Here is a 21,571-nt window from a genome sequence, read left to right as displayed (position 1 = left end):
GTAGGGTAGGAGGCATGACTGATTTCACTCGTGCCGATGGTCGCGCGCTCGACCAACTCCGTAGCGTCCGCATTACCCGCAACTTCACCACCAATCCGGCTGGGTCGGTCTTGGTGGAGTTCGGCAACACCCGAGTTATGTGCACGGCTTCCGTGGAATTTGGGGTGCCGCGCTTTAAGAAGGATTCCGGCGAGGGCTGGTTGACAGCCGAGTACGCGATGTTGCCTGCGGCCACCCACGATCGCATGCCGCGCGAGTCGATGAAGGGCAAGGTCAAGGGCCGCACCCACGAGATTTCCCGGCTGGTGGGGCGTAGCCTGCGCGCAGCGGTTGATCTCTCCGAACTGGGGGAGAACACCATCCAGCTGGATTGCGATGTGCTGCAAGCAGACGGCGGCACACGCACGGCGTCGATTACCGGCGCGTATGTGGCGCTGGCTGATGCGATTGCTTACCTCAAGGAGGAGGGCGTCGTCCCGGGCGAGCCGCTGCTGGATCCTATTGCCGCTGTTTCCGTCGGCATCGTCGACGGTCACGTGTGCCTCGACCTGCCCTATGAAGAGGACTCCCGCGCGGAGGTTGATCTCAACGTGGTGATGCAGGAGGGCGGAGACTTCGTCGAGATTCAGGGAACCGGTGAGCACGGCCTGTTCGGCCGCGCGGAGCTTAACGACATGTTGGACGTGGCCCAGGCAGGTTGCGCCCAGCTTATCGACGCTCAAAAGGCGGCCCTCGGATGGTAAAGCTTCTCGTCGCTTCGAATAATGCCAAGAAGCTTAAGGAGCTGGAGAAGATTCTCGCTGATGCCGGCATCGCGGGCATCGAACTGCTCCCACTGTCCGCAGTGGAAACCTACCCGGAGCCTGTGGAAGACGGCCGCACCTTTGCCGAAAACGCGCTGATCAAGGCGCGCGCCGGGGTGCAGCACACCGGATTGGCAACGATTGCGGATGATTCCGGCCTCGCTGTGGAAGAACTCAACGGCATGCCGGGTGTGCTCTCCGCTCGGTGGTCGGGCAGCCACGGAGACGATGAAGCGAATAACCAGCTACTACTGGGACAGATGTCCCATGTACCCGCTGAACGTCGCGCGGCTGCCTTCGTGTCGGTCTGCGCGCTGGTGACCCCGGATGGGCAGGAACACGTGGTGGAGGGCCGCTGGACTGGCTCCTTGCTCACCGCCCCACAGGGCGAAAATGGCTTTGGTTACGATCCCCTCTTCCAGCCCGAAGGCGAATCCCGCTCCGCCGCGCAGATGTCCCCAGAGGAGAAGAACACTGTCTCGCACCGCGGCCGCGCGCTGGCGCAGCTGCGTGAACCCCTAGCGGCGCTTGCCGGCCAAGCCTAAGCATCCGCCGGGCCATGACCGCAAGCCCCGGCAACAGCCAAGCCATGACCGCAAGCCCGGCATCCGCGAGCTGGGCTGGCTCGCCGAGCGCTGTGACGACGAGACCCCCGCACGGAAACCGCGCGGGGGTCTGACTATGTGCGCCCGGTGAGACTTGAACTCACACGTCATAAGACACTAGAACCTAAATCTAGCGCGTCTGCCAATTCCGCCACGGGCGCGGATTTAGTTGCTGCGGAGCACTCTTGACTCTGCGCAACGTTCACTAGCCTACAGGGCAGCAGCCCATAGACGGAAATCCACTTTTCCGGGCGTGGTGGGTAGGCTGTTGAGAGTGAGCACCAACCCAGCACCGAAAAAGCGGATGAAGGTTCGATGGTGGCACATCGTCCTCATCGTGATCTTTGTCGTGCTCTTTTTATTCCTTGCTTATTGGCAATGGACGCGGTTCCGCTCCGGTTCGGGAACCTTCCAGAACTTGGGATACGCCTTCCAATGGCCGCTGTTCGCGGTATTTGTTGTTTACGCTTACCGCACAGCCATGCGCTACGAGAATGAGCGAATTGATGCCGAGAACGAAGCACTCGAGCGGGGAGAAGAGCCAGCCCAGTATGCGGCAGAGAGCGTGCGCGCGGCCAAGGAGCACACCGCGACTAAAATCGACGAAGATTTCCTACCGCCTCGCCCACAGATTGATGTGGACACCTTTAACGCTATGAACAAGCAGCGCCGCCGTCGCGGCACTGAAGAGGAGTATTAATGAGCAACTCAGTCAACAACGCTGTCCATCCTGACCGCCAGGCGCGTATCCGTGGCCCGCTGAAGTTCTTTTCCATTGCCGCCACTATCACCGGTATTTTTCTTCTCATTCTTGTTGCGCGCATGATTCTGCAATACGGCGTGGGGATGGAGATGCCATCCTGGGCCACGCTCATCGCCCAAGCACACGGCGTGGCCTACATGGTCTACCTCGTGTCCATCCTGGTCCTCGGTCCGCGTGCCATGTGGCCGGTAAGCAAGCTTTTCACCACGGCGCTCGCCGGCGTTGTGCCGTTCTTGTCCTTCTGGATGGAGCACAAGCGCCGCACTGAAGTTGTTGAGCAGTTCCAGCTGTAGGTAGGTATGACGAGCCGCAAACTGAGCACCACACTTATCGCGATTGTGGTGCTTCTTTCACTCGCTTGCGCTGGCTTGGGTGTGTATGCCGTACGCCAGCCGAACGAGATTTATAGCGCCCCAGTTCAGTCCACTAATACTCAGGTGGTCAACGCAGTCGAACGTCAAGAGCAAGTGGTCTTGCTCAGCCTGGGCATCCAGGGGCTGGCGGAGAAATCCTCTGTCGGCGAAGTATTTGGTGTACGCGTCCCGTGGACCGACCGCACCCAATTTGTGCAGTATTCCTACAAAGCCAAGCTCGGTATCGAAGGCAAGGACGTGCGCGTCACTGAGACCGGCGAGCATGCCTACACGGTCCATATCCCGGACTTCATTTTTATCGGGCATACCGATGAAGAGTTTAAGACCGCAGTGGAAGATAACGGCGTGCTCAGCTGGACCACCCAGCCACTCGACGCCGCCTCGACAGTGTCAGATGTCCTCAGCGCCGATAAGAAGCGCAAGGACATCAACGACAACCGCGAGCTCCTGCAGGACCAAGCTCGCAGCTTTTATGAAGGCATCATCCGTGGCGTTGACCCCGAGGCCCAGGTCACCATGGAGTTCAGCTAATCCTCACTCTGAGTGCCCTCTTTCGTGGAATGAACTACATCTACGTGGAATGAACTACGTTCATTCCACCTCCGTGAACTTGCGGTCCCAATAAGCCCGCACCGGGTTAGCGTCCGCAAGGAGGATATCGAAGCGGTCATTGGCAATCTCGATGATTTCGCTCAAGACCACGCGCTGTTCCAGCTCATCCGAGTTGGACAAGCGGCGCACGCCCGCATCGATGACGCGATCGGCCGAGTCATTGGTGTCTAGGTACGCCACAAATGGCATGTCGAAGCGTTCGCGGTAGGCCTGTGAGACGTCAATAAGCTGCTGTGTCTGAACGTCGTCGAGGTCATCCAGAGCCAAGGAACCGCGGTCAGCAGAGATAGTGGCGGCGGTGTCGGAATCAGCGAGCAGTAGCTCATCCATCGCCGGGTAGTCGTGGATCAGGGCACGGCGCTGCTCGCCGGGGGCAGTGAGGACCGTGACCTGGATTGCTTCGCGCAGCTGGCTGACATCCTGGAAGGGGCGCAGCTCCCAGGCAGCTTCGAGCGGCCAGGTTTCGTTGTTGAAGAGCGGGCGCAGCGCACTGACGAAGCTGTCGCGGTCCATGTCGTTGAGCTCCTTGAGCGAGACGCCGGCGCCGTCGAGACGGCTGACATCATCGCCAGACTGCGAGCCGACGTGGAAGAAGAGCAAGTTGAGCAAAATCGCCGTGATAGCGCCGATCGACATTCCGGAGGAGACGAAAATCTGCGCCCACTCCGGGAAGGCGGTGGCCACGTCCGGCTTGAAGGTAACGAGCATGGCCAGTCCCAGCGCGGTGGTAACGATGGCGGCGTTGCGGCCATCAGTAATGTCTTCCTTCGCAATGGTCTGCAGGCCCGCCCACGCAACGTTGGCAAACAATGCGAGGGAGGCGCCGCCGAGCACCGGGGAGGGAATAGCCGCCACAACAGCTGCGGCCTTGGGCAGCAGGCCCAGAATGATCATGAAGCCCGCTGCGGACACGGCTACCCAGCGGGATTTCACACCAGTCAGGCGAACCAAGCCGACGTTCTGCGCGAAGCAGGTGTAGGGGAAGGAGTTCATCACGCCACCAAGGGTGGTGGAGAGACCATCGGCGCGAATGGCGCGCACCACGTCATCGCGCTTGATGCGCTTCTTCACAATCTCACCGGTGGCGAAGACATCGCCGGTGGTTTCCACCATGGTGATGATCATGACGATGATGAGGGAAAGAATCGCCATGATGTCGAACTTCGGCATACCGAAGTAGAAAGGTGTTGTCATACCGATGGCATCGGCTTCACGCACGCCGTCAAAGGACGTATCGCCCAGTGCGAAGGCCACGCCAGTACCGATGACCAAACCAAGCAGCACAGACAGAGTACCCAGGAAGCCGCGGAAGAAACGCTGCACGATGATAATGATGGTGAGCGTGCCGAAACCATAGAGCAGATCGCGTGCGGCCGGAACCCCGTCCGCGTAATTGACAAAGTCATTTGCTGAGACCGCCAGCAGCGACGTGCCCATCACCAGAAGCACGGTGCCGGTGACAATTGGGGGGAAGTACTTGAGCACGCGTCCAAAGACCGGCGCAGCAAAGAAAGTAAAGATACCGGCAGCAATAATCGCGCCATAAATCGTCGGCAGCGGCTGGTCGCCAGCGCTCATGCCGATGGCAATGATCGGGCTTACCGCCGTGGTGGTCACACCCTGGATGATGGGAAGGCGGACACCGATGTGCTTGCCGACGCCCACCGCCTGGATCAACGTCGCCAGACCACAGGTCAACAGGTCTGCATTGATGAGGTGAATCGTGGTGGCCTCATCGAGGCCCAAGGAACCAGCGATAAGCAGTGGCACGATGACCGCGCCGGCATAGAAAGCGAGAACGTGCTGGAGTCCGAGTGCCGCCAGCTTGGGCGCCGGCGGGACCACATCAACGGGGTGGGTTGGGACAGTGGCAGGGCTAGCGGTAGCGGCGGTGTGAGACACGCAAAGAGCTCCTTGCTGAAGGGCGAGATGAGGATACTGCGCATAACAATAGAGTGCGGCGCGGACAGGCACCAAGAACTCGCCCGAAAGGTGTGGGAAAGGCCACGTCAGGGGGTGATTTACCCCCGCATCCAACCGTACGGCCGTTACCTATGAGAGAGCTGACCTGTGTGGTGCTAAAACCAGCCCGTTCGGTGGCGCGGGGCACGCATGTGCCGATGTGAGGTTATGCGTTTGTCCCCCTACTATGGGCTACAGAGAGGGGTTCGGTGACGATACGTGTTGACCGAATTGCCCGTGAGCCGAAGTCACCTACAACCCTTCTGCGACTAAGTGTTTACGCGTCGTGTGAACTATGAAGGGAGTCAATATAGTGACCACCGCAACGGAACAGTCTGTGCAGTTCGAGGCATGGAAGGGCTTTGAGCCCGGCCCGTGGACTGAGAACATTGACGTTCGTGATTTTATCCAGCGCAACTACACCCCTTATGACGGGGACTCTTCCTTCCTCGCTGGGCCCACCGAGAAGACGCAGCGCGTGTGGGAGCATTTGGAGAAGAACTATTTTTCCGTCGAGCGCCAGAAGCGCATCTTCGATGTGGATACCCACACCCCGAGCGATATCGATGCTTTCCCGGCTGGGTATATCTCCGAGGATGATGACGTCATCGTCGGTCTGCAGACGGATACTCCGCTCAAGCGCGCCATGATGCCCAATGGTGGATGGCGCATGGTCAAGCAGGCCATTAAGGAAGCCGGCAAGGAAACCGATCCGGAGATCGAGAAGATCTTCACGCGTTACCGCAAGACCCACAACGATGCGGTCTTCGATATCTATACCCCGCGCATCCGCGCAGCGCGTTCCTCCCACATCATCACCGGCCTGCCGGATGCTTATGGCCGCGGCCGCATCATCGGTGACTACCGCCGCGTGGCTCTCTATGGCGTGGACTACCTCATCGCCGAGAAGGAAGCATCCAAGAGCGCGGTGGGAGACCTCGGTTTCTCCGAGCACTGGGCCCGCTACCGTGAGGAGCACGCCGAGCAGATCAAGGCCCTGAAGAAGCTCAAGATCATGGCTGAGTCTTATGGCTTCGATATCTCGAAGCCGGCGAAGACTGCCCACGAAGCAGTGCAGTGGACTTACTTTGGCTACTTGGCCTCCATCAAGTCCCAAGACGGTGCAGCGATGTCCATCGGCCGCCTTTCCGCCTTCTTCGACTGCTACTTTGAGCGTGATTTCGCCGCAGGCATCCTCACTGAGGAAGATGCCCAAGAGATCATCGACCAGCTGGTTCTCAAACTGCGCATCGTGCGCTTCCTGCGTACCGAGGACTATGACCAGATCTTCTCCGGCGACCCGTACTGGGCAACCTGGACCGATGCTGGTTTCGGTACGGATGGCCGCCACCAGGTCACCAAGACCTCCTTCCGCCTGCTGCAGACCCTGATTAATCTGGGCCCATCACCGGAGCCGAACATCACCATCTTCTGGGATCCGCAGCTGCCGGCGGGCTACAAGGAATTCTGCGCCCACATCTCGATTGAGACCTCCTCCATCCAGTACGAGTCCGATAAGCAGATTCGTGACCAGTGGGGCGATGACGCCGCGATTGCGTGCTGCGTGTCCCCGATGGCCGTCGGCAAGCAAATGCAGTTCTTCGGTGCCCGCGTGAACGCCGCCAAGGCCCTGCTTTACGCCATCAACGGCGGTCGCGACGAGGTCAGCGGCAAGCAGGTTGTGGATGGCTACGAGCCTATCCAGGGTGATGGCCCGCTCGACTTTGACGAGGTCTGGCAGAAGTACGAGGAGATGCTGGACTGGGTCGTCGGCACCTACGTTGAGGCTCTGAACATCATCCACTACTGCCACGACAAGTACGCTTACGAGTCCATTGAGATGGCGCTGCACGATTCCGATATCGTGCGCTCCATGGGCTGCGGTATCGCCGGCCTGTCCATCGTGGCTGACTCGCTTTCCGCCATTAAGTACGCCAAGGTCTACCCGGTGCGCGATGAGACCGGCCTCATCGTGGACTACAAGACGGAAGGTGACTTCCCCTTCTACGGCAACGATGATGACCGCGCCGATGATATCGCCGCCACCATCGTCCACACCGTCATGGCGAAGATTAAGGCCATCCCGATGTACCGCAACGCCATTCCGACCCAGTCGGTGCTGACCATTACCTCCAACGTGGTCTACGGCAAGGCAACTGGTTCCTTCCCGTCCGGCCACGAGGCAGGTACCCCGTTCGCCCCAGGCGCTAACCCGGAGAACGGCGCGGATAACCACGGCATGGTTGCCTCCATGCTGTCGGTGGGCAAGTTGGACTACAAGGATGCCCTCGATGGCATCTCACTGACCAACACCATCACCCCATCCGGATTGGGCCGCACCCCGGAGGAGCGCATCACCAACCTGGTGGGCGTCCTCGATGCCGGCTTCATCATGGATTCCGAATAGACCACTTCCACACCACTTCCCAAGGAGAACACATCATGGCAACCCCAACTTTTGACGAGCGCCTCGCCACCATGAAGGCCAACCGCACCGCCAACAACATGGACTCGGGCCTCTACCACGCCAACATCAACGTCCTGGACAAGTCCACCTTGGAGGACGCCGTTGAGCACCCCGAGAAGTACCCGAACCTCACGGTCCGCGTTTCCGGCTACGCGGTGAACTTTGTGAAGCTCACACGCGAGCAGCAGCTGGACGTTATCTCCCGCACCTTCCACCAGGGTTCCTAAATGGCAGATGGCATTACCGGCGTCGTGCGTCTTTCTCCTGAAGAAGGGGAGAAGGTGCGCGGCGCCGCCGCCGGTTTAGGAACGGACAACGACCTCGACGGTTTTACCCGCTCGGAGCTGATGCAGGCTCGCCGCTCCGGCGATGTCGCGCTCGTGCATTCTTGGGAGCTGGTGACGGCTGTTGATGGCCCCGGAACCCGCATGACCATGTTCATGTCGGGCTGCCCGTTGCGCTGCCAGTATTGCCACAACCCTGACACCATGGAGATGAAGGTTGGCACCTTGGAGCGCATCGAGGATGTGGTCAAGCGCGTCAAGCGTTATAAGCCCGTCTTCAAGGCTTCAGGAGGTGGTCTGACTTTGTCGGGTGGCGAGGCGCTGTTCCAAATCGCCTTCACCCGGCGCCTGCTCAAAGAGGTCCATGACGCCGGTATTCATACGACGATTGACACGTCGGGATACCTAGGCTCACGCGTGCGCGATGAGGACATGGACAACATCGACCTGGTTCTCTTGGACGTCAAGGCTGGTGACGAGGAGACCTACAAGGAAGTCACTCGCCGCGAGTTGCAACCCACGATCGACTTCGGTGACCGTCTCAATGAGATGGGCAAGCCGGTGTGGATTCGCTTCGTGGTCGTCCCTGGCCTGACAGACTCCCTAGAAAACGTCGCTAACGTTGTCAAGATTGTCTCCCGCTGGAAGAGCAACGTCGAGCGCGTCGAGGTCCTGCCTTTCCACAACATGGGCGCGGACAAGTGGCGCGAGTTGGGCTACCCCTACACCTTGGAGGATACGAAGCCGCCGAAACCGGAAGACGTTGAAGCTATCCGCGATGCGTTCCGCGAGGAGGGTTTCGTGGTCTACTAGAAGCATGAAACGCTTCGGCCACACCATCAAGGAACACACCATCACCGTCCCCTGGGACTATGACAATCCCGCCGCGGGGGAGTTCGAGCTCTACGCCCGGGAAATCATCCCGCCCGGCGGTGAGAATTACCCAGCGCTGCTCTATAACCAGGGCGGGCCGGGTTTTCCCGCGCCAAGGCCGACGGGTGCTTCCGGACTCATCGGGAAGGGCTTGGAGCGCTACCGCTGGATCCTCATGGACCAGCGCGGCACGGGTCGCAGCCACCGCATTGATGAGCTGAGTCCTGCCGAGGACCGCACCGCACAGCGCTTGGCCCAACTGCGCCAGGAAAACATCGTGCGCGATGCCGAACACCTGCGTGCGCACCTGGGGGAGGAGTCCTGGGATCTCTTCGGCCAATCCTTCGGCGGCTTCATCATCACCGCCTATGCCTCGATGTTCCCTGATTCCATTGGGCGTGCCTTCCTTACAGGTGGCCTGCCCACCCTGACCAAAGGTGCAGATGATCTCTACCGCACGACTTTTGCCAAGCTCAAGGTGCGTCACGAGCGTTTCTATGCCCAGTTCCCGTGGGCTAAAGCGCGCGTCGAGGAAATCCTCCACCACCTAGACAACTCGGAGGAGCTACTTCCGACAGGGGAGCGCCTGTCTGCGCGCCGCTTCCGCACTATCGGAATTGAGTTGGGGCGCGGCACTGGCTTCGATTCTTTGGGCTACCTGCTGGAGGAACCTTTCCGCACCGTGGGTGGGAAGAAGCGCTTGCGTTCGGACTTCCTCAACGACGTCGGAAGCCGCGTGAGCTTCCAGGCTGGCCCGCTGTACGCGGCCATCCATGAATCTATCTACGGTGGCGTCGGCGGCCAGGCCGTCACCGGCTGGGCTGCGCACCGCATGCGTGAGGAGTTCCCCGAGTTCGCCGAGGATGGTACCTATCTCACTGGTGAGCACATCTTCCCCTGGCAGTTCGATGAGGATCCGGCGCTGCGCCCCTTCAAGCAGGCCGCCGAGGAGCTCGCCGCCCACGAGTGGGCAAGCTCTCCGTATGACGCCGCTGCGCTTGCCGCCGCACCCGTTACCGCCTCCGCCGCCATCTACTTGGACGATATCTTCGTGCCCTTCGAAGACTCCCTGGCTACAGGAGAGACCTACCGCGACTTGCGCCCAGTGGTGACCAACCGCTTCCAGCACAACGGTATTAGTGAGGACGGCGCGGGGATTTTGGGCGAGCTCTTCCGCGCGGCTGATGAGCGATAAGAGTGCTCCGAGAGCTCTCGGGGAATGTTCTTTCTCGAGATGTGGTGGTGGTCACCGTATGGCACACTGGTTAGGAAAACCTTAACCGAGCAGAAAGGATAAGCCTATGGCCGGTCTCATCGTCATTGGCGTGATTCTCCTCATTATTATTGCCACTGCCTTCGACGGTTTCTTCATCGTCCGGACGAAGGAGGCCGCCATCATTGAGCGGATGGGTAAGTTCGTGAGCGTTGCTCACGCGGGCTTGCACTTCAAGGTGCCTTATGTCGACCGCGTGCGCGCCAAGATTAGCCTGCAGATCCGTCAGCTCGATGTCATGGTGGAAACCAAGACCAAGGACAACGTCTTCGTCCAGATCCCCGTTGCCGTGCAGTACGAGGTAGTTCAGGGCAGCGAGCGTCAGGCTTTCTACACCTTGTCCAACCACGAGCAGCAGATCGTGGCCTATGTGCAGGACAACGTCCGTTCCTCCGTGGCGAACATGAACTTGGATGATTCTTTCTCTTCCAAGGACACCATCGCCCGCAACGTAGCGATGTCCCTGCGCGATAACATGGCCGCCTACGGCTGGAACTTCGTCAACACCCTCGTTACCGATATTCGCCCGGATGCCCGCGTGCGCGAGTCCATGAACTCCATTAACGCCGCACAGCGTGAGCGCGAGGCTGCCGTGGCGCAGGCAGAAGCTGAGAAGATCCGTGTGGTCAAGGAAGCCGAAGGTGCGGCCGAGGCCAAGAAGCTGCAGGGTCGCGGTGTGGCTGACCAGCGTAAGGAAATCGTCGAAGGTATTGCCCAGCAGTACGAGTTGCTGCGTGCCGCCGGCGTGCAGGAGAACCCCGAGACCCTCATGCTGGTCTCCCAGTACCTCGACGCCATGGTGGACGTGGCCGACCGCGCCCACACCAATGTGCTGTACATGCCGTCTAACCCGGGCGGCATGCAGGATCTCTTCGGCGGTATGCGCGATACTTTGCTGTCTACGAACGCTATTAATGAAGCCCCGAAGCCGAAGGTGCCGGCCGGCGAAGCAAAGCACAGCCGCGAAGACGCCGCCGCTGAGCGTCGCCGCCGTGAGGAACAGGAGCGCCGCGAGCGCGATGAGCGTGCCCGCCGCGATGCTGAAGCGATGGAGCAGGCGCAGCGCGCACAGCAACAAGCACAGGAGCACGTACAGAACGCACAGCAGGGCCAGGGCTTTGGTCAGTTCTCAGGTTTCCCGGCCCCGCCGCAGGGCAATAACCAGCCGCAGAGCGCGCGCGACTACTTTGATCAGTTGCGCAACCAGCTCAACAAGGGCAATAACTAAGCACATTCAAAACCACATGAAGAGGGCCTTCCCGCTTTTTGGGAAGACCCTCTTTTCGTTGCCCTTCCACGCGAAGATGGTTTCCGTCATGATGGCGCCGGTGAAGATGCCAGGAACGGAGAAAGCGGCGGAGGTCGCAACCGGAATGATGGAAGTGCGCAGGGCGTGCTTGCGGATGGCTTGGGAACGGGTCAGGTCCTTTGCCCGTGCAGTGCGCCCCGGAATTCCGATCGCGGAAAACTAAGCTCCAGCGTTAGGTGCGGATGAATATTATGCGCATAATTTCGGGGGGTAGCCGGAACGCACCCGCAACGCTTAAAACACATTAAGGGGGATAGAAATACTCAGCAGGCGTGCAGCAGCCGACTGAGTGCATCCTTTTCTGCCTCCGTAACCCAGATTCCATAGGTCGCTTTTACCTCGACGATGCGGCGCGCATATTCACAGCGAAAACCTTTGTTAGGCGGTAGCCACGTGGCGGCATCACCAGCGCCTTTCTGCTGGTTGAGAGGACCGTCGACGGCAAGGAGGTTGCGTGGGTCATTGGCAAAGTTGCGGCGCTTCTCCGGTGACCATTGCTGGGCGCCTTTCTGCCAGGCGTCGGCCAGCGCCACAACGTGATCGATCTGCACCGCGCGTGAGGTCTGCGCCCCGCGCTGAAACTCAATGTCCTGGCCCGAATAGGGGTCGTGCAAAACCCCGGACAGTGCCACACAGTCGTGGGTTCCTTCCTTGAGCACGAGGCTTTCCGGATCCAGATCCCTGCGGAGGATGTCGTTGCGGGTATCGCAGCCGTTGTGGCCGAAGTCCACCGTCACATCATCGGACCACGCGTGGCCGAATTCCTCACGCTCATAACCGGTCATGGGAGCGCGGCCTTTGACCTCCAAGGAATTCAAGGCGGCGAGTGTTTCGGCGATCTCCGGCGCGGGAGCGGCCTCTTCGGACTGTTCTTCTGTAGGTCCCTCCTGGACCGGCGCCGCTGCCGTTGTGGCGCTGGGCTGCTCGAATGGGGGATCGGCTGGGGCGGGAAGGAAAAGGCCCACAGCCACCAGTGCGGCTATCGCGGCGTTAAGCAGTGCGGCGATGAAGAACGGGGTACGAGTGGACATGACGTAGTGATCCTAGTGGGTAGAATCGGCACACGGTATGAGTATCGATATGTTCTTTGACGAGTACCTTGCTGAACGCGGCTTGCAGCGCTCGGCCGAGGTTGTCCCAGACCACGCCTGCCAGGTCTTTTCTGATATTCCTGAGTCGAAGACCCAGTCTTCCCTCGATGAGGCCGCGCAGCTTGTCGCTCGCGCTTTGGGGGAGTAGTGACGGTGTCCGATTCCCACGTCTCTGTGCCTTTGGTTGCGCACTTGGGCTCCGAGCCTTTCGCGCTGTCTTTCTCCGGACAAGGCTATGCCTGGCTGCCGACGTTGCGCGACGCCCTTGCCACTGGTGTCGGGCCGCAACTGACTGAGTACCTCGCTGAGGCGGAAGAACTGCTTGCCCCACTGGACGAGGAACTCCTGCCCGCTGCGCCACACGGGTTTGCACCCCTGGCCTGGGCGGATGCGGAGCCGGCGTGGGCGCACGCGCTTGCCGACGTCCCACTTTCCACTCCCGGCATCCTCACCGCACAGCTGGCGGTGCTAGAAAACCTGCGCGCACACGGAGTAGAACTCGAGGACGCTGTGAGCAGCATCGGCCATTCCCAAGGCGTGCTCGCCGCAGCGGTGGTGAAGAAGCGCATGAGCCCAGCGGGGGCTCTGGCACTGGCGCGTCTCATCGGCGCAGCCATGGTGACTACCGCGCGCAGCGCTGGGCTCGTCCGCACCGCGCAGGGCGCACCCATGGCGGCGGTGACCGGTGCGACGAAGCAGCAACTGCATGAAGCCGGTGCCCGCATTGGCCTCGACAACGGACGGGGGCGCTTCGTCATCGTCGGAACACCGGTTGAGCTTGCCCGAGTGAAGGCCGCGCTGCAGGAGAACGCGACCCTTACGGAAGGGGAGGAAGTCAAGCCCGCCGCAGTTACCGTTTCCGACCTTGACGTTTCGGCCGCGTTCCACCATCCCACCATGCAGTATGCGGTGGAACAGGTAGAAAGCTGGGCGGGGCGAATCGGCTTGGACCCAGAAATCACCGCGCAGCTCGCGCGCGCCGTGCTCACGGACTACGTGGACTGGCCCGAGCGCGTTGATTCGGCGCTTGACGCTGGGGCTCGCTGGATCCTTGAAGTCGGGCCCACCCGCGGGGTGGAGCCGCTGACACGCGATCTCGTTGCCGGGCACGGCGTGGGCACGCTGGCCGTGGGGACAGCGCAAGGACTGGCTCAGCTCGTGGAACCGGGACGCGCACCTTCTCTGCCACGCGCGTGGTCCGAGTGGGCCCCGCGCGTGGTAAACGGGCGTCTGTCGACTGCTTTCACTCGGGCCACCGGCTACTCACCAGTCATGCTCCCCGGGATGACCCCCACCACGGTGGACCCGGACATCGTCGCCGCGGCAGCCAATGCCGGGCACTGGGCCGAATTGGCCGGCGGGGGACAGCACACCGATGCCATCCTTAAAGAGAACTTGCACACCCTGGGCCGGCTACTGCAGCCTGGGGTTAACGCCCAGTTCAATGCGCTGTACCTCGCGGCTTCCCAGTGGCGCCGCCAGATCGAGGGGCCGAATTCGATTCTGCAGGCACGCGCAGTGGGAGCGCCTATCAACGGCGTGGTGATTTCCGCTGGTATTCCGCCTGTGGAGGGGGCAATAGAGCTGGTGGGGAAGCTCCACGCAGCGAATATCCCGTGGGTCGCCTTCAAGCCGGGAACTTCGGCGCAGGTGGAGGAGGTTCTCCGCGTTGCGGACGCTCTCCCTGAGACCACCGTCATCATGCAGCTGGAAGGTAGCGCGGCCGGTGGCCACCACTCTTTAGAAAGTCTCGATGAGGTCCTTGTTGCTACCTACGCGCGGATCCGTGAGCACGACAATGTCCTTCTCGCCGTTGGTGGGGGAATCGGTACCCCAGCGCGTGGAGCAGAGTACCTGCTGGGCACGTGGGCGCAGCGCTACGGTCTGCCCGCAGCGCCAGTCGATGCCATCATGGTGGGCACCGCTGCCATGGCGGCGAAGGAATCCACCGCATCCGAGTCGGTAAAGCAAGCGCTCGTCGCTGCGAAGCGCGACGACGTTGTATCGGGACGCTCGGACCTGGGTGCAGACATTCACGAGCTGGACAATTCCTTTGCCCGCGCTGGGCGCCTCTTGGATGAGGTGGCCGGTGACGCTGCGGCCGTGGAGACTCACCGCGCGGAGATCATTGAGGCCATCGGGTGCACGTGCAAGCCCTATTTCGGGGACCTTAATGAGATGTCCTATTCCGAGTGGCTGCAGCGCTACCTTGAGCTGTCCTACCTGGACGGCTGGGTCGATGAATCCTGGTTGAGTCGATTCTTGCGCATGGTGGCTCGCGCCGAAGCCCGCCTTCATCCGACCGACCACGGCGAGATTGAGTTGCGCGTTGAGGTTGACCGCGAAAACCCGGCTGCGGCAAGTGCCCAACTGACCGAACTCTACGGTGACGCCGCGCTGCACCCGACCGACGCCGCATGGTTCATCCAGCTCGTGGATGGTCCGGGCAAACCCGCAAACTTTGTGCCGGTCATCGATTCTGACGTACGCCGCCGCTGGCGCCGCGACACCTTGTGGCAGGCGCACGATGAGCACTACGAGGCCGATGAGGTCTGCATCATCCCTGGCACGGCAGCCGTTGAGGGAATCGAGCAGGCCAACGGGCCGGTGGCGCAGATACTTGGCCGCTTCGAACAGGCGGCACTTGCGCTTCTTGACGAGACCGAGGATGGCTCTGGCGAGCCCGCTTTCAGCACTGAAGAGCTCATTCGCCGCGCCCCGGGGCTGAATTGGGCCGGGCGCGAGCAGCCCAACCCTCTGCGCTTGGGCCTTCATGGCGTGGAACTGGAGGCTGCCGGCGACGATGCCATGTGGTTGACCGTTCCGTTCCATTCCGGAGCTGAGCTGCGTGTGCGCATCACTTCGCCGCGCATTCCGGGCGCCTCACCACTGGTCATTGTCGACGATGCCGAATCCGCCATGCGGGAGCTGCTGCGCCAAGCTGCCGGCGGCGACCTACCTGAGGTTGATTCCGGGGCCGCAACAATCAGCGCTGACCTCAGTGCCACCGACATTGCCCAGTATGGTGCGGTGACGAGCGGGGAGATGAGCACTGCTGCCTCGCCCGATGTCCTCGTTGGCCGCGCCTGGCCGGCACTCTTCGCAGTCCTGGCCGGCGCCCACACCGAGTGCGGGGAGCCGATAGTGGAGGGCTTCCTCAACCTTGTCCACCTCGAGCACTCGCTGAGCCTCACACCGCACGCCTGGGATCGGCTTCGCAGCAGCGCCGCCCCCGACGCTGAGCCTTTGGACCTGCGCTACACCGCCGAGCTGGAGGAGGTACGCGATACACCGTCGGGGCGCGTTGTCGACATTACAGTCGGCGTGACTACAGCCGTGCGCGACGAAGAACATGAATTCGCGCAGATGCACGAGCGCTTCCTGATTACCGGACGGCATGGTGATGCATCCGAAACCAACGCGCAAGCAAACAGCCAAGAAAACAGTGCAGGGTCCTCTCTCCGTGAGACTCCGTGTTCCTTCCGCCACCGCACCACCGCGGTGGCACCGGAATCACTGCGGCCCTTCGCCGTTGTAACGGGGGATAGGAACCCCATCCACCTGTCATCGAACGCTGCGGCACTGGCGGGGCATCGTCAAGGCCCGATCGTCCACGGCATGTGGACCTCGGCGCTGGCGCAGGCGGCTGCGGCATTTGACAGCACCCGCGTTCTCGAGTGGTCCGTTACCTGGCTTGCACCCGTGCTTCCCGGCAGTGAGGTGGAGTTTGATGTGGAACGGGTGGGCGTCGACAAGCGGCGCGGCTACGGCGAGGTCCGCAGCGTGACCGCCACCAGCCAGGGCGTACCGGTGCTGCAGGCGCGAGCGACGATGAGCAGCCCCACCACCTTCTATGCTTTCCCGGGCCAAGGCATCCAGTCCCCGGGGATGGGGATGAAGGACTACGCAGAATCCGCAGCGGCGCGCGCCGTGTGGGAGCGTGCGGATAAACACACGCGGCGGAGCTTGAGCTTCTCCATCCTGGAGATCGTCCGCCACAACCCCGACACCGTGGTGGTGGATGGTGAGGCATTCACCCACCCGGATGGCGTGCTATATCTGACGCAGTTCACGCAGGTGGCTATGGCGACGCTGGGTTGCGCACAGATTGCAGCGCTTAAAGAATCCGAGGTTCTTGAAAGTTGTGCCTTCTTCGCTGGCCACTCGGTGGGCGAGTACAACGCCCTGGCCGCCTATGCCGAGGTCCTGTCCTTGGAAGCAGTGTTGGACATCGTTTATGTCCGCGGTCTAACCATGCACCGTCTGGTCGAGCGCGATTCCGCTGGCCAGTCGCTCTACGGTTTGGCGGCGCTGCGTCCGCACAAGATGGGGATGAGCGCGAGCGAGGCCTTTGCCCACGTTGCGCGCGTGGCCGCGGATACGGGCGAGTTCCTTGAGGTGGTCAACCACAATATCGCCGGGCGACAATATGCAGTGGCCGGTACGAAAGCGGGGCTGGATGCGTTGGCGGATGACGCCGAGCGCCGCGCCCCTGGGCAGCGTGCCGTTATCCCCATTCCGGGGATTGACGTGCCCTTCCACTCCTCCCGCTTAGTGGGCGGCGTGGCAGATTTCCGCGCGCACCTCGATGTACTCATTCCTGAAGAAATCAATCTCGACCCGCTGGTGGGGCGCTATATTCCAAACCTTGTGGCGCGGCCCTTCGCGCTGAGCCGCGAGTTCGTGGAATCCATCGCCGCGGTGGTGGATTCGGAACCCATCGCGGAGATTCTGGCGGACTTCGATGGTGCCGTGGCGAGCCCGGCGCGCCTGGGCCGTACCCTGCTCATCGAGCTTCTGGCCTGGCAGTTTGCTTCCCCCGTGCGCTGGATAGAGACCCAGGATTTGCTCCTCGCGCAGCTTGGCGTGGAGCGTTTCATCGAGGTCGGTGTGGGCGCCGCGCCGACGCTGACCAACATGCTGGGCCAAACCCTGCGCCTTCCCCAGCACGCGGGCAGCGCAGACCTCGAGGTGCTCAACTATGAGCGCGACCATGGGCGAGTCTTTGCCGAAGACGCCGAGCCGGCACCCGGGCCAGCAGCGAAGGCGGTCGCAGAGCAAGCCGCACAACCGGTTAGCGCCGAAGCGGAATCGGTCGAATCTGAGTCGAGGCAGTCACCGCAGACCACACACCAGGAAGAAATGGTGCAGGCATCGCATGAGGAGGTTCCGGCCGTCGTCGAGGACTGCCCGTTGAATGCGCACCAGGCACTCGAGATGCTTATTGCGTTGTGGACGAAGGTCCGCCCCGATCAAATGGCCGCGACTGATTCCATCGAAACCCTCGTGGAAGGCGTATCCTCCCGCCGCAACCAGTTGCTCGTTGACCTTGGCGTGGAATTCGGCATCAGCGCCATCGAGAATGCTGCGGATACACCCATCCCGCAGCTGGCGGAGAGTGTGGCGCAGCGCGCGCCGGGCTATGCACCATTCGGGGAGGTCCTCACAGAGCAGGTTGCGCAGGCGCTCAACCGGCTCACGGGACCGGCGGGCAAGAAGCCCAGCTACGTGGCCGAGCGCGTGAGCGGTACCTGGGGATTGGGGCCAGGCTGGGTCGACCGCGCGACTGTGCAGCTGGTCCTGGGTACTCGCGAGGGCTCCTCGTTGCGCGGCGGGGACTTGGCCAGCTTGCCCACGACCGGTGTGGCGTCGGTAGCTGAGCTTGATGCGCTGATTGATGCCGCCGTGTGCGCCGCCGGGGAATGTGAAGGAGTCTCACTGCAGAAGGCCGCAGCGGCAACGCCACACGAGGCCGTGGACCCGGAAGCGGTGCGCGCCTATACCGAGCGCCTTGAATCGGCGCTGGAGGACTCCGCCCGCGCCGCACTCGCCGCCCTCGGCTGTGAGGAGACCCTGATTGAGCAGGGAGACAGCGCAGCACGCACGGAGCTGGAGCAGCTCGTTGCCACGGAGCTGGGGCCGGACTGGCAGCAGCGCGTCGCCCCCGCTTTTGATGCGCGCAAGGCAGTGCTTCTCGACGACCGCTGGGCCAGCGCCCGCGAGGACATCGCCCGCGCAGCCGCCGCCGGAGAAACAGAGCCCGAACTCGACGTGCTGGGCGCCGGTGAGGAGGTAGCGCTCTTAGCCGAGCACTTCGGCTATGTGGACTTGGCCCGCGATGCCCGCACCCCGGCCGATGGGTTGCTCTTGGCTGACCAGGTGGCGGTGGTGACGGGTGGCTCGCCGGGTTCGATTGCCGTCGAGCTCATTGGCGAGTTGCTCGCGGAGGGCGCAACCGTGATTGCGACGACCTCCCAGCTAAGCCACGAGCGCCTGGAGTTTTATAAGGAGCTCTACCGCAGGCGGGCTGTCGGCGCGGCCGCGCTGTGGGTAGTTCCAGCAAACCTCAGTTCCTTCGCGGACGTGGATGCGCTCGTGGAATGGATTGCGGCAGAGCACACCGCCACCGTGGGCGGTAAAACCGTGCAGATAAAACCGGCCTATGTGCCGGACCTGCTCTTTCCCTTCGCCGCGCCGCGCGTTACCGGTACCCTCCAGGATGCCGGTGCGGGGGCGGAGTCCCAGATGCGCCTGCTGCTGTGGTCGGTGGAAAAACTTATTGCGGCGCTTTCCGCTGTGGGTACGGATACACGCGTGGGCCACCGCCTGCACGTGGTGCTGCCGGGCTCACCCAACCGCGGGCGCTTCGGCAGCGATGGCGCCTACGGCGAGGCCAAGGCGGCCCTCGATGCCTTGGTTAACCGCTGGTCTTCCGAGCAATCCAGCTGGGGAGCGCGCACCTCGCTGGTGCACGCCCACATCGGGTGGGTGCGCGGCACCGGCCTGATGGGCGGCAACGATCCGCTGGTTGAGCAGGTGGAGGCCCGCGGCGTGCGGACCTTCTCAGCGAAGGAGATGGCGGTGCAGCTTCTCGACGTCACCGCGTCCCCGCAGATCCGCGCTCAGGCAGCGTCCTCACCGCTGAGCGTCGACCTCACCGGCGGGCTGGCCGATGCTGAGTTGGACCTAGCCGCACTTGCCCGGGCGTCACAGCCAGAGGAAGCAGATGCACCACTGGCAGCTGGTAGCTCGCGCGTAGAGAAGGCTTCGCGAACGGCGAAGGCCCTGCCGAACGTGCTGAAACCTGCGGAGTCGACCAGCCCCGACTTCAGTGGGGTAACGCAGACTCTCGAGGACATGGTGGTCATCGTCGGCGCGGGAGAGCTCGGTCCGCTGGGCTCCTCGCGTACCCGCTATGAGGTGGAGGTCGGCGGAGAGCTCTCCGCGGCCGGCGTGCTGGAGCTGGCCTGGAGTCGCGGACTCATTAGTTGGGATGAGCGCACAGCCGGATGGCTGACGGCCGAAGGTGAAAAGTTAGCAGAGGAAGACGTCTACGAGCGCTTCCACGACGAAGTTCTCGCTGGGATTGGTGTACGCCGCTTCCACGATGACTTCGGACCACACCTACCTATGCTGGATAACCTCGCGCCCGAGCTGACCACCATCTATCTAGAGAAGCCGCTGAGCTTCACCGTGCAGGATGAAGAGACGGCGCGCAGTTTCGTTGACAGCTGCGAGGGCGCCACACTCCGCCGCGTCGATGGCGCGACAGGTGAGGTCGAATGGCAGGTCACCCGCCCTGCTGGCTCCGCGGTGCGAGTCCCGCGGCGCGTGGCCATGACCCGCTTTGCGGGCGGCCAGATTCCGGAGGGCTTTGACCCACAGGTCTACGGCATCCCCGCGGACATGGTGGATAACCTCGACCGGCTCGCCCTGTGGAACCTGGTGTGCACAGTGGATGCCTTCCTTTCTGCAGGCTTTAGCCCGGCCGAGCTCTTAGCCCATGTCCACCCGGCGCGCGTGAGCTCCACCCAGGGAACCGGCATGGCAGGCCAGGAGGCGCTGCGCTCGTTGTACGTCGACAAGCTGCTGGGACAGCCACGCCCCAATGACATCCTGCAGGAAGCGCTGCCCAACGTTATTGCCGCGCACGTGATGCAGTCCTATATCGGCGGCTATGGCCAGATGGTGCACCCGGTGGCCGCCTGTGCCACGGCAGCGGTGTCGGTGGAGGAGGGCTTCGACAAGCTGCGCCTGCACAAGGCGGACTTCGTCGTGGCCGGCGGCATCGATGCCCTGTCCATCGAGGGTATTACCGGCTTTGGTGACATGGCAGCCACTGCCGATAGCGCGGAGTTGGAAGCGAAGGGGATTGAGCATCGCTTCTTCTCCCGCGCTAATGACCGCCGTCGTGCCGGCTTCGTGGAATCCGAAGGCGGCGGGACTATCCTGCTCGCCCGGGGAAGCTTTGCGGCGGAGATGGGGTTGCCAGTGCTGGGCGTGGTGGGCTTTGCCGAGTCCTTCGCTGACGGCGCGCACACCTCCATCCCCGCGCCGGGCTTGGGCGCACTCTCCGCGGCGCGGGGCGGGCAGAACTCCCGCCTGGCCCGCTCCCTGGAGGCTCTCGGCGTGGGTGCGGACGATATCGCTGTGGTGTCCAAGCACGATACCTCCACCAACGCCAACGACCCCAACGAATCGGACCTGCACGAGCGCATCGCCGCCGCACTCGGCCGCAGCCCCGGCAACCCGCTCTATGTGATATCGCAGAAGAGCCTGACCGGGCACGCCAAGGGCGGAGCAGCGGCCTTCCAACTCATCGGTCTGACCCAGGTGTTGCGTAGTGGGGTCCTCCCGCCGAATCGTTCCCTGGACTGCGTCGACCCCGTGCTGCGCCGTCACTCGCACCTGCTGTGGCTGCGCCAGCCGTTGGACCTTCGCCGCACCCCGCCGAAGGCGGGCCTGGTGACATCTCTGGGCTTCGGGCACGTCTCCGCCCTCATCGCGCTGGTTCACCCGAGTGCTTTCTTTGCCGCATTGGCCCGGGAGCAGGGTGAGGGCGTGGCCGAAGCCTGGCGGGTGGCCGCCGCCGATCGCGAGCTGCGTGGACTGCGGCGCTTAGAAGAAGGCATGCGCGGTGGGCCATCGCTGTACGAGCGGCCGGTGAAGCGCAACTTGGGAGCAGGCACAGCTGACGAGGTAGCAGAACGTGAGGCAGCAACGCTGCTGAGCGAATCCGCGCGGCTTCGCAACGGCATGCTCGAACCGGAGGGAGGAGACACAACGAAACGGGGGTAGCAGGCGCTAGAGTATCCCCAGCGTGTCCCCTCTGGAACGATAAAGAAGCAGGTCAGGCGGGTTGGAGAAGTCCCCCA

14 protein-coding genes, 1 tRNA gene and 1 pseudogene are annotated in these 21,571 nt (G+C 62.4%); 12 read left to right on the top strand and 4 right to left on the bottom strand.

What is annotated here, in order from left to right:
* The first annotated feature begins 14 nt into the window (after positions 1 to 14).
* Entirely contained in the window at positions 15 to 743 is a 729-nt protein-coding gene (gene rph / locus QP363_RS07240; protein WP_070443378.1) for a ribonuclease PH, read from the top strand.
* Entirely contained in the window at positions 737 to 1,348 is a 612-nt protein-coding gene (gene rdgB, locus QP363_RS07235) for an RdgB/HAM1 family non-canonical purine NTP pyrophosphatase (RefSeq protein WP_284763699.1), read from the top strand. Before rph ends, rdgB begins: the two co-directional genes overlap by 7 nt.
* A gap of 139 nt (positions 1,349 to 1,487) precedes the next feature.
* Here the strand turns inward: rdgB and QP363_RS07230 are convergent.
* Positions 1,488 to 1,569: transfer RNA gene (locus QP363_RS07230), tRNA-Leu, on the bottom strand.
* Positions 1,570 to 1,712: 143 nt separating this feature from the next.
* Between QP363_RS07230 and QP363_RS07225 the strand changes: the two genes are divergently transcribed.
* The 3 genes from QP363_RS07225 to QP363_RS07215 are packed head-to-tail and all read left to right on the top strand — an operon-like array spanning position 1,713 to position 3,076.
* Positions 1,713 to 2,108 carry a hypothetical protein gene (locus QP363_RS07225; RefSeq protein ID WP_070443382.1) on the top strand — a complete coding sequence of 132 codons (396 nt, stop codon included), beginning with the start codon at positions 1,713 to 1,715 and terminating at the stop codon, positions 2,106 to 2,108.
* A complete protein-coding gene (locus tag QP363_RS07220; protein WP_070443384.1) occupies positions 2,108 to 2,464 on the top strand; it encodes a DUF3817 domain-containing protein in 357 nt (118 codons plus the stop codon). The genes QP363_RS07225 and QP363_RS07220 overlap by 1 nt, the downstream gene beginning before the upstream one ends.
* A gap of 6 nt (positions 2,465 to 2,470) precedes the next feature.
* Positions 2,471 to 3,076 carry a hypothetical protein gene (locus QP363_RS07215; RefSeq protein ID WP_070443386.1) on the top strand — a complete coding sequence of 202 codons (606 nt, stop codon included), beginning with the start codon at positions 2,471 to 2,473 and terminating at the stop codon, positions 3,074 to 3,076.
* A gap of 60 nt (positions 3,077 to 3,136) precedes the next feature.
* Here the strand turns inward: QP363_RS07215 and QP363_RS07210 are convergent, their stop codons facing one another.
* Positions 3,137 to 5,059 carry a solute carrier family 23 protein gene (locus tag QP363_RS07210; RefSeq protein WP_070645927.1) on the bottom strand — a complete coding sequence of 641 codons (1,923 nt, stop codon included), beginning with the start codon at positions 5,057 to 5,059 and terminating at the stop codon, positions 3,137 to 3,139.
* 355 nt (positions 5,060 to 5,414) lie between these two features.
* Between QP363_RS07210 and pflB the strand changes: the two genes are divergently transcribed.
* From pflB to QP363_RS07185, 5 genes are all read left to right on the top strand, one after another.
* Positions 5,415 to 7,526, top strand: coding sequence for a formate C-acetyltransferase (gene pflB / locus QP363_RS07205; protein ID WP_284763698.1), 2,112 nt, complete (start codon positions 5,415 to 5,417; stop codon positions 7,524 to 7,526).
* Positions 7,527 to 7,561: 35 nt separating this feature from the next.
* Positions 7,562 to 7,813, top strand: a complete 252-nt coding sequence (gene grcA2 / locus QP363_RS07200; protein WP_039676708.1) for an autonomous glycyl radical cofactor GrcA2 — start codon at positions 7,562 to 7,564, stop codon at positions 7,811 to 7,813.
* Positions 7,814 to 8,683 (top strand): pyruvate formate-lyase-activating protein, encoded by an 870-nt coding sequence (pflA, locus tag QP363_RS07195; protein ID WP_284763695.1) that lies wholly within the window; start codon positions 7,814 to 7,816, stop codon positions 8,681 to 8,683.
* Between the two features lie 4 nt (positions 8,684 to 8,687).
* Positions 8,688 to 9,938, top strand: coding sequence for an alpha/beta fold hydrolase (locus QP363_RS07190; protein ID WP_284763692.1), 1,251 nt, complete (start codon positions 8,688 to 8,690; stop codon positions 9,936 to 9,938).
* 106 nt (positions 9,939 to 10,044) lie between these two features.
* Positions 10,045 to 11,244, top strand: coding sequence for an SPFH domain-containing protein (locus QP363_RS07185; protein WP_284763688.1), 1,200 nt, complete (start codon positions 10,045 to 10,047; stop codon positions 11,242 to 11,244).
* 60 nt (positions 11,245 to 11,304) lie between these two features.
* On the opposite strand, the pseudogene QP363_RS07180 reads toward QP363_RS07185, so the two are convergent.
* Both QP363_RS07180 and QP363_RS07175 read right to left on the bottom strand, forming a co-directional pair.
* Positions 11,305 to 11,460 (bottom strand): annotated as a pseudogene (locus QP363_RS07180) (ABC transporter permease subunit); the annotation flags it as partial.
* Between the two features lie 128 nt (positions 11,461 to 11,588).
* Positions 11,589 to 12,356 (bottom strand): HNH endonuclease family protein, encoded by a 768-nt coding sequence (locus QP363_RS07175; protein ID WP_284763687.1) that lies wholly within the window; start codon positions 12,354 to 12,356, stop codon positions 11,589 to 11,591.
* 37 nt (positions 12,357 to 12,393) lie between these two features.
* Here QP363_RS07175 and QP363_RS07170 point away from each other — a divergent pair, with 37 nt between their 5' ends.
* A complete protein-coding gene (locus tag QP363_RS07170) occupies positions 12,394 to 12,564 on the top strand; it encodes a hypothetical protein (protein WP_168163690.1) in 171 nt (56 codons plus the stop codon).
* A gap of 5 nt (positions 12,565 to 12,569) precedes the next feature.
* A complete protein-coding gene (locus QP363_RS07165) occupies positions 12,570 to 21,494 on the top strand; it encodes a type I polyketide synthase (protein ID WP_284763764.1) in 8,925 nt (2,974 codons plus the stop codon).
* The last annotated feature ends 77 nt before the right edge of the window (positions 21,495 to 21,571 follow it).

The sequence above is a fragment of the Corynebacterium sp. UMB6689 genome, assembly GCF_030215295.1.
Classification (GTDB): domain Bacteria; phylum Actinomycetota; class Actinomycetes; order Mycobacteriales; family Mycobacteriaceae; genus Corynebacterium; species Corynebacterium aurimucosum.
The sequence above is the reverse complement of the archived record's forward strand: the minus strand, read 5'-3'. Positions and strand labels throughout refer to the sequence as shown.

Excerpts from the sequence above, each read along its gene's own strand:
- QP363_RS07175 (WP_284763687.1), bottom strand. The coding sequence starts at position 12,356 with ATGTCCACTCGTACCCCGTTCTTCATCGCCGCACTGCTTAACGCCGCG.
- grcA2 (WP_039676708.1), top strand. The coding sequence starts at position 7,562 with ATGGCAACCCCAACTTTTGACGAGCGCCTCGCCACCATGAAGGCCAAC.
- pflA (WP_284763695.1), top strand. The coding sequence starts at position 7,814 with ATGGCAGATGGCATTACCGGCGTCGTGCGTCTTTCTCCTGAAGAAGGG.
- QP363_RS07190 (WP_284763692.1), top strand. The coding sequence starts at position 8,688 with ATGAAACGCTTCGGCCACACCATCAAGGAACACACCATCACCGTCCCC.
- QP363_RS07185 (WP_284763688.1), top strand. The coding sequence starts at position 10,045 with ATGGCCGGTCTCATCGTCATTGGCGTGATTCTCCTCATTATTATTGCC.
- rph (WP_070443378.1), top strand. The coding sequence starts at position 15 with ATGACTGATTTCACTCGTGCCGATGGTCGCGCGCTCGACCAACTCCGT.
- QP363_RS07220 (WP_070443384.1), top strand. The coding sequence starts at position 2,108 with ATGAGCAACTCAGTCAACAACGCTGTCCATCCTGACCGCCAGGCGCGT.
- QP363_RS07215 (WP_070443386.1), top strand. The coding sequence starts at position 2,471 with ATGACGAGCCGCAAACTGAGCACCACACTTATCGCGATTGTGGTGCTT.
- rdgB (WP_284763699.1), top strand. The coding sequence starts at position 737 with ATGGTAAAGCTTCTCGTCGCTTCGAATAATGCCAAGAAGCTTAAGGAG.
- QP363_RS07170 (WP_168163690.1), top strand. The coding sequence starts at position 12,394 with ATGAGTATCGATATGTTCTTTGACGAGTACCTTGCTGAACGCGGCTTG.
- pflB (WP_284763698.1), top strand. The coding sequence starts at position 5,415 with ATGAAGGGAGTCAATATAGTGACCACCGCAACGGAACAGTCTGTGCAG.
- QP363_RS07225 (WP_070443382.1), top strand. The coding sequence starts at position 1,713 with ATGAAGGTTCGATGGTGGCACATCGTCCTCATCGTGATCTTTGTCGTG.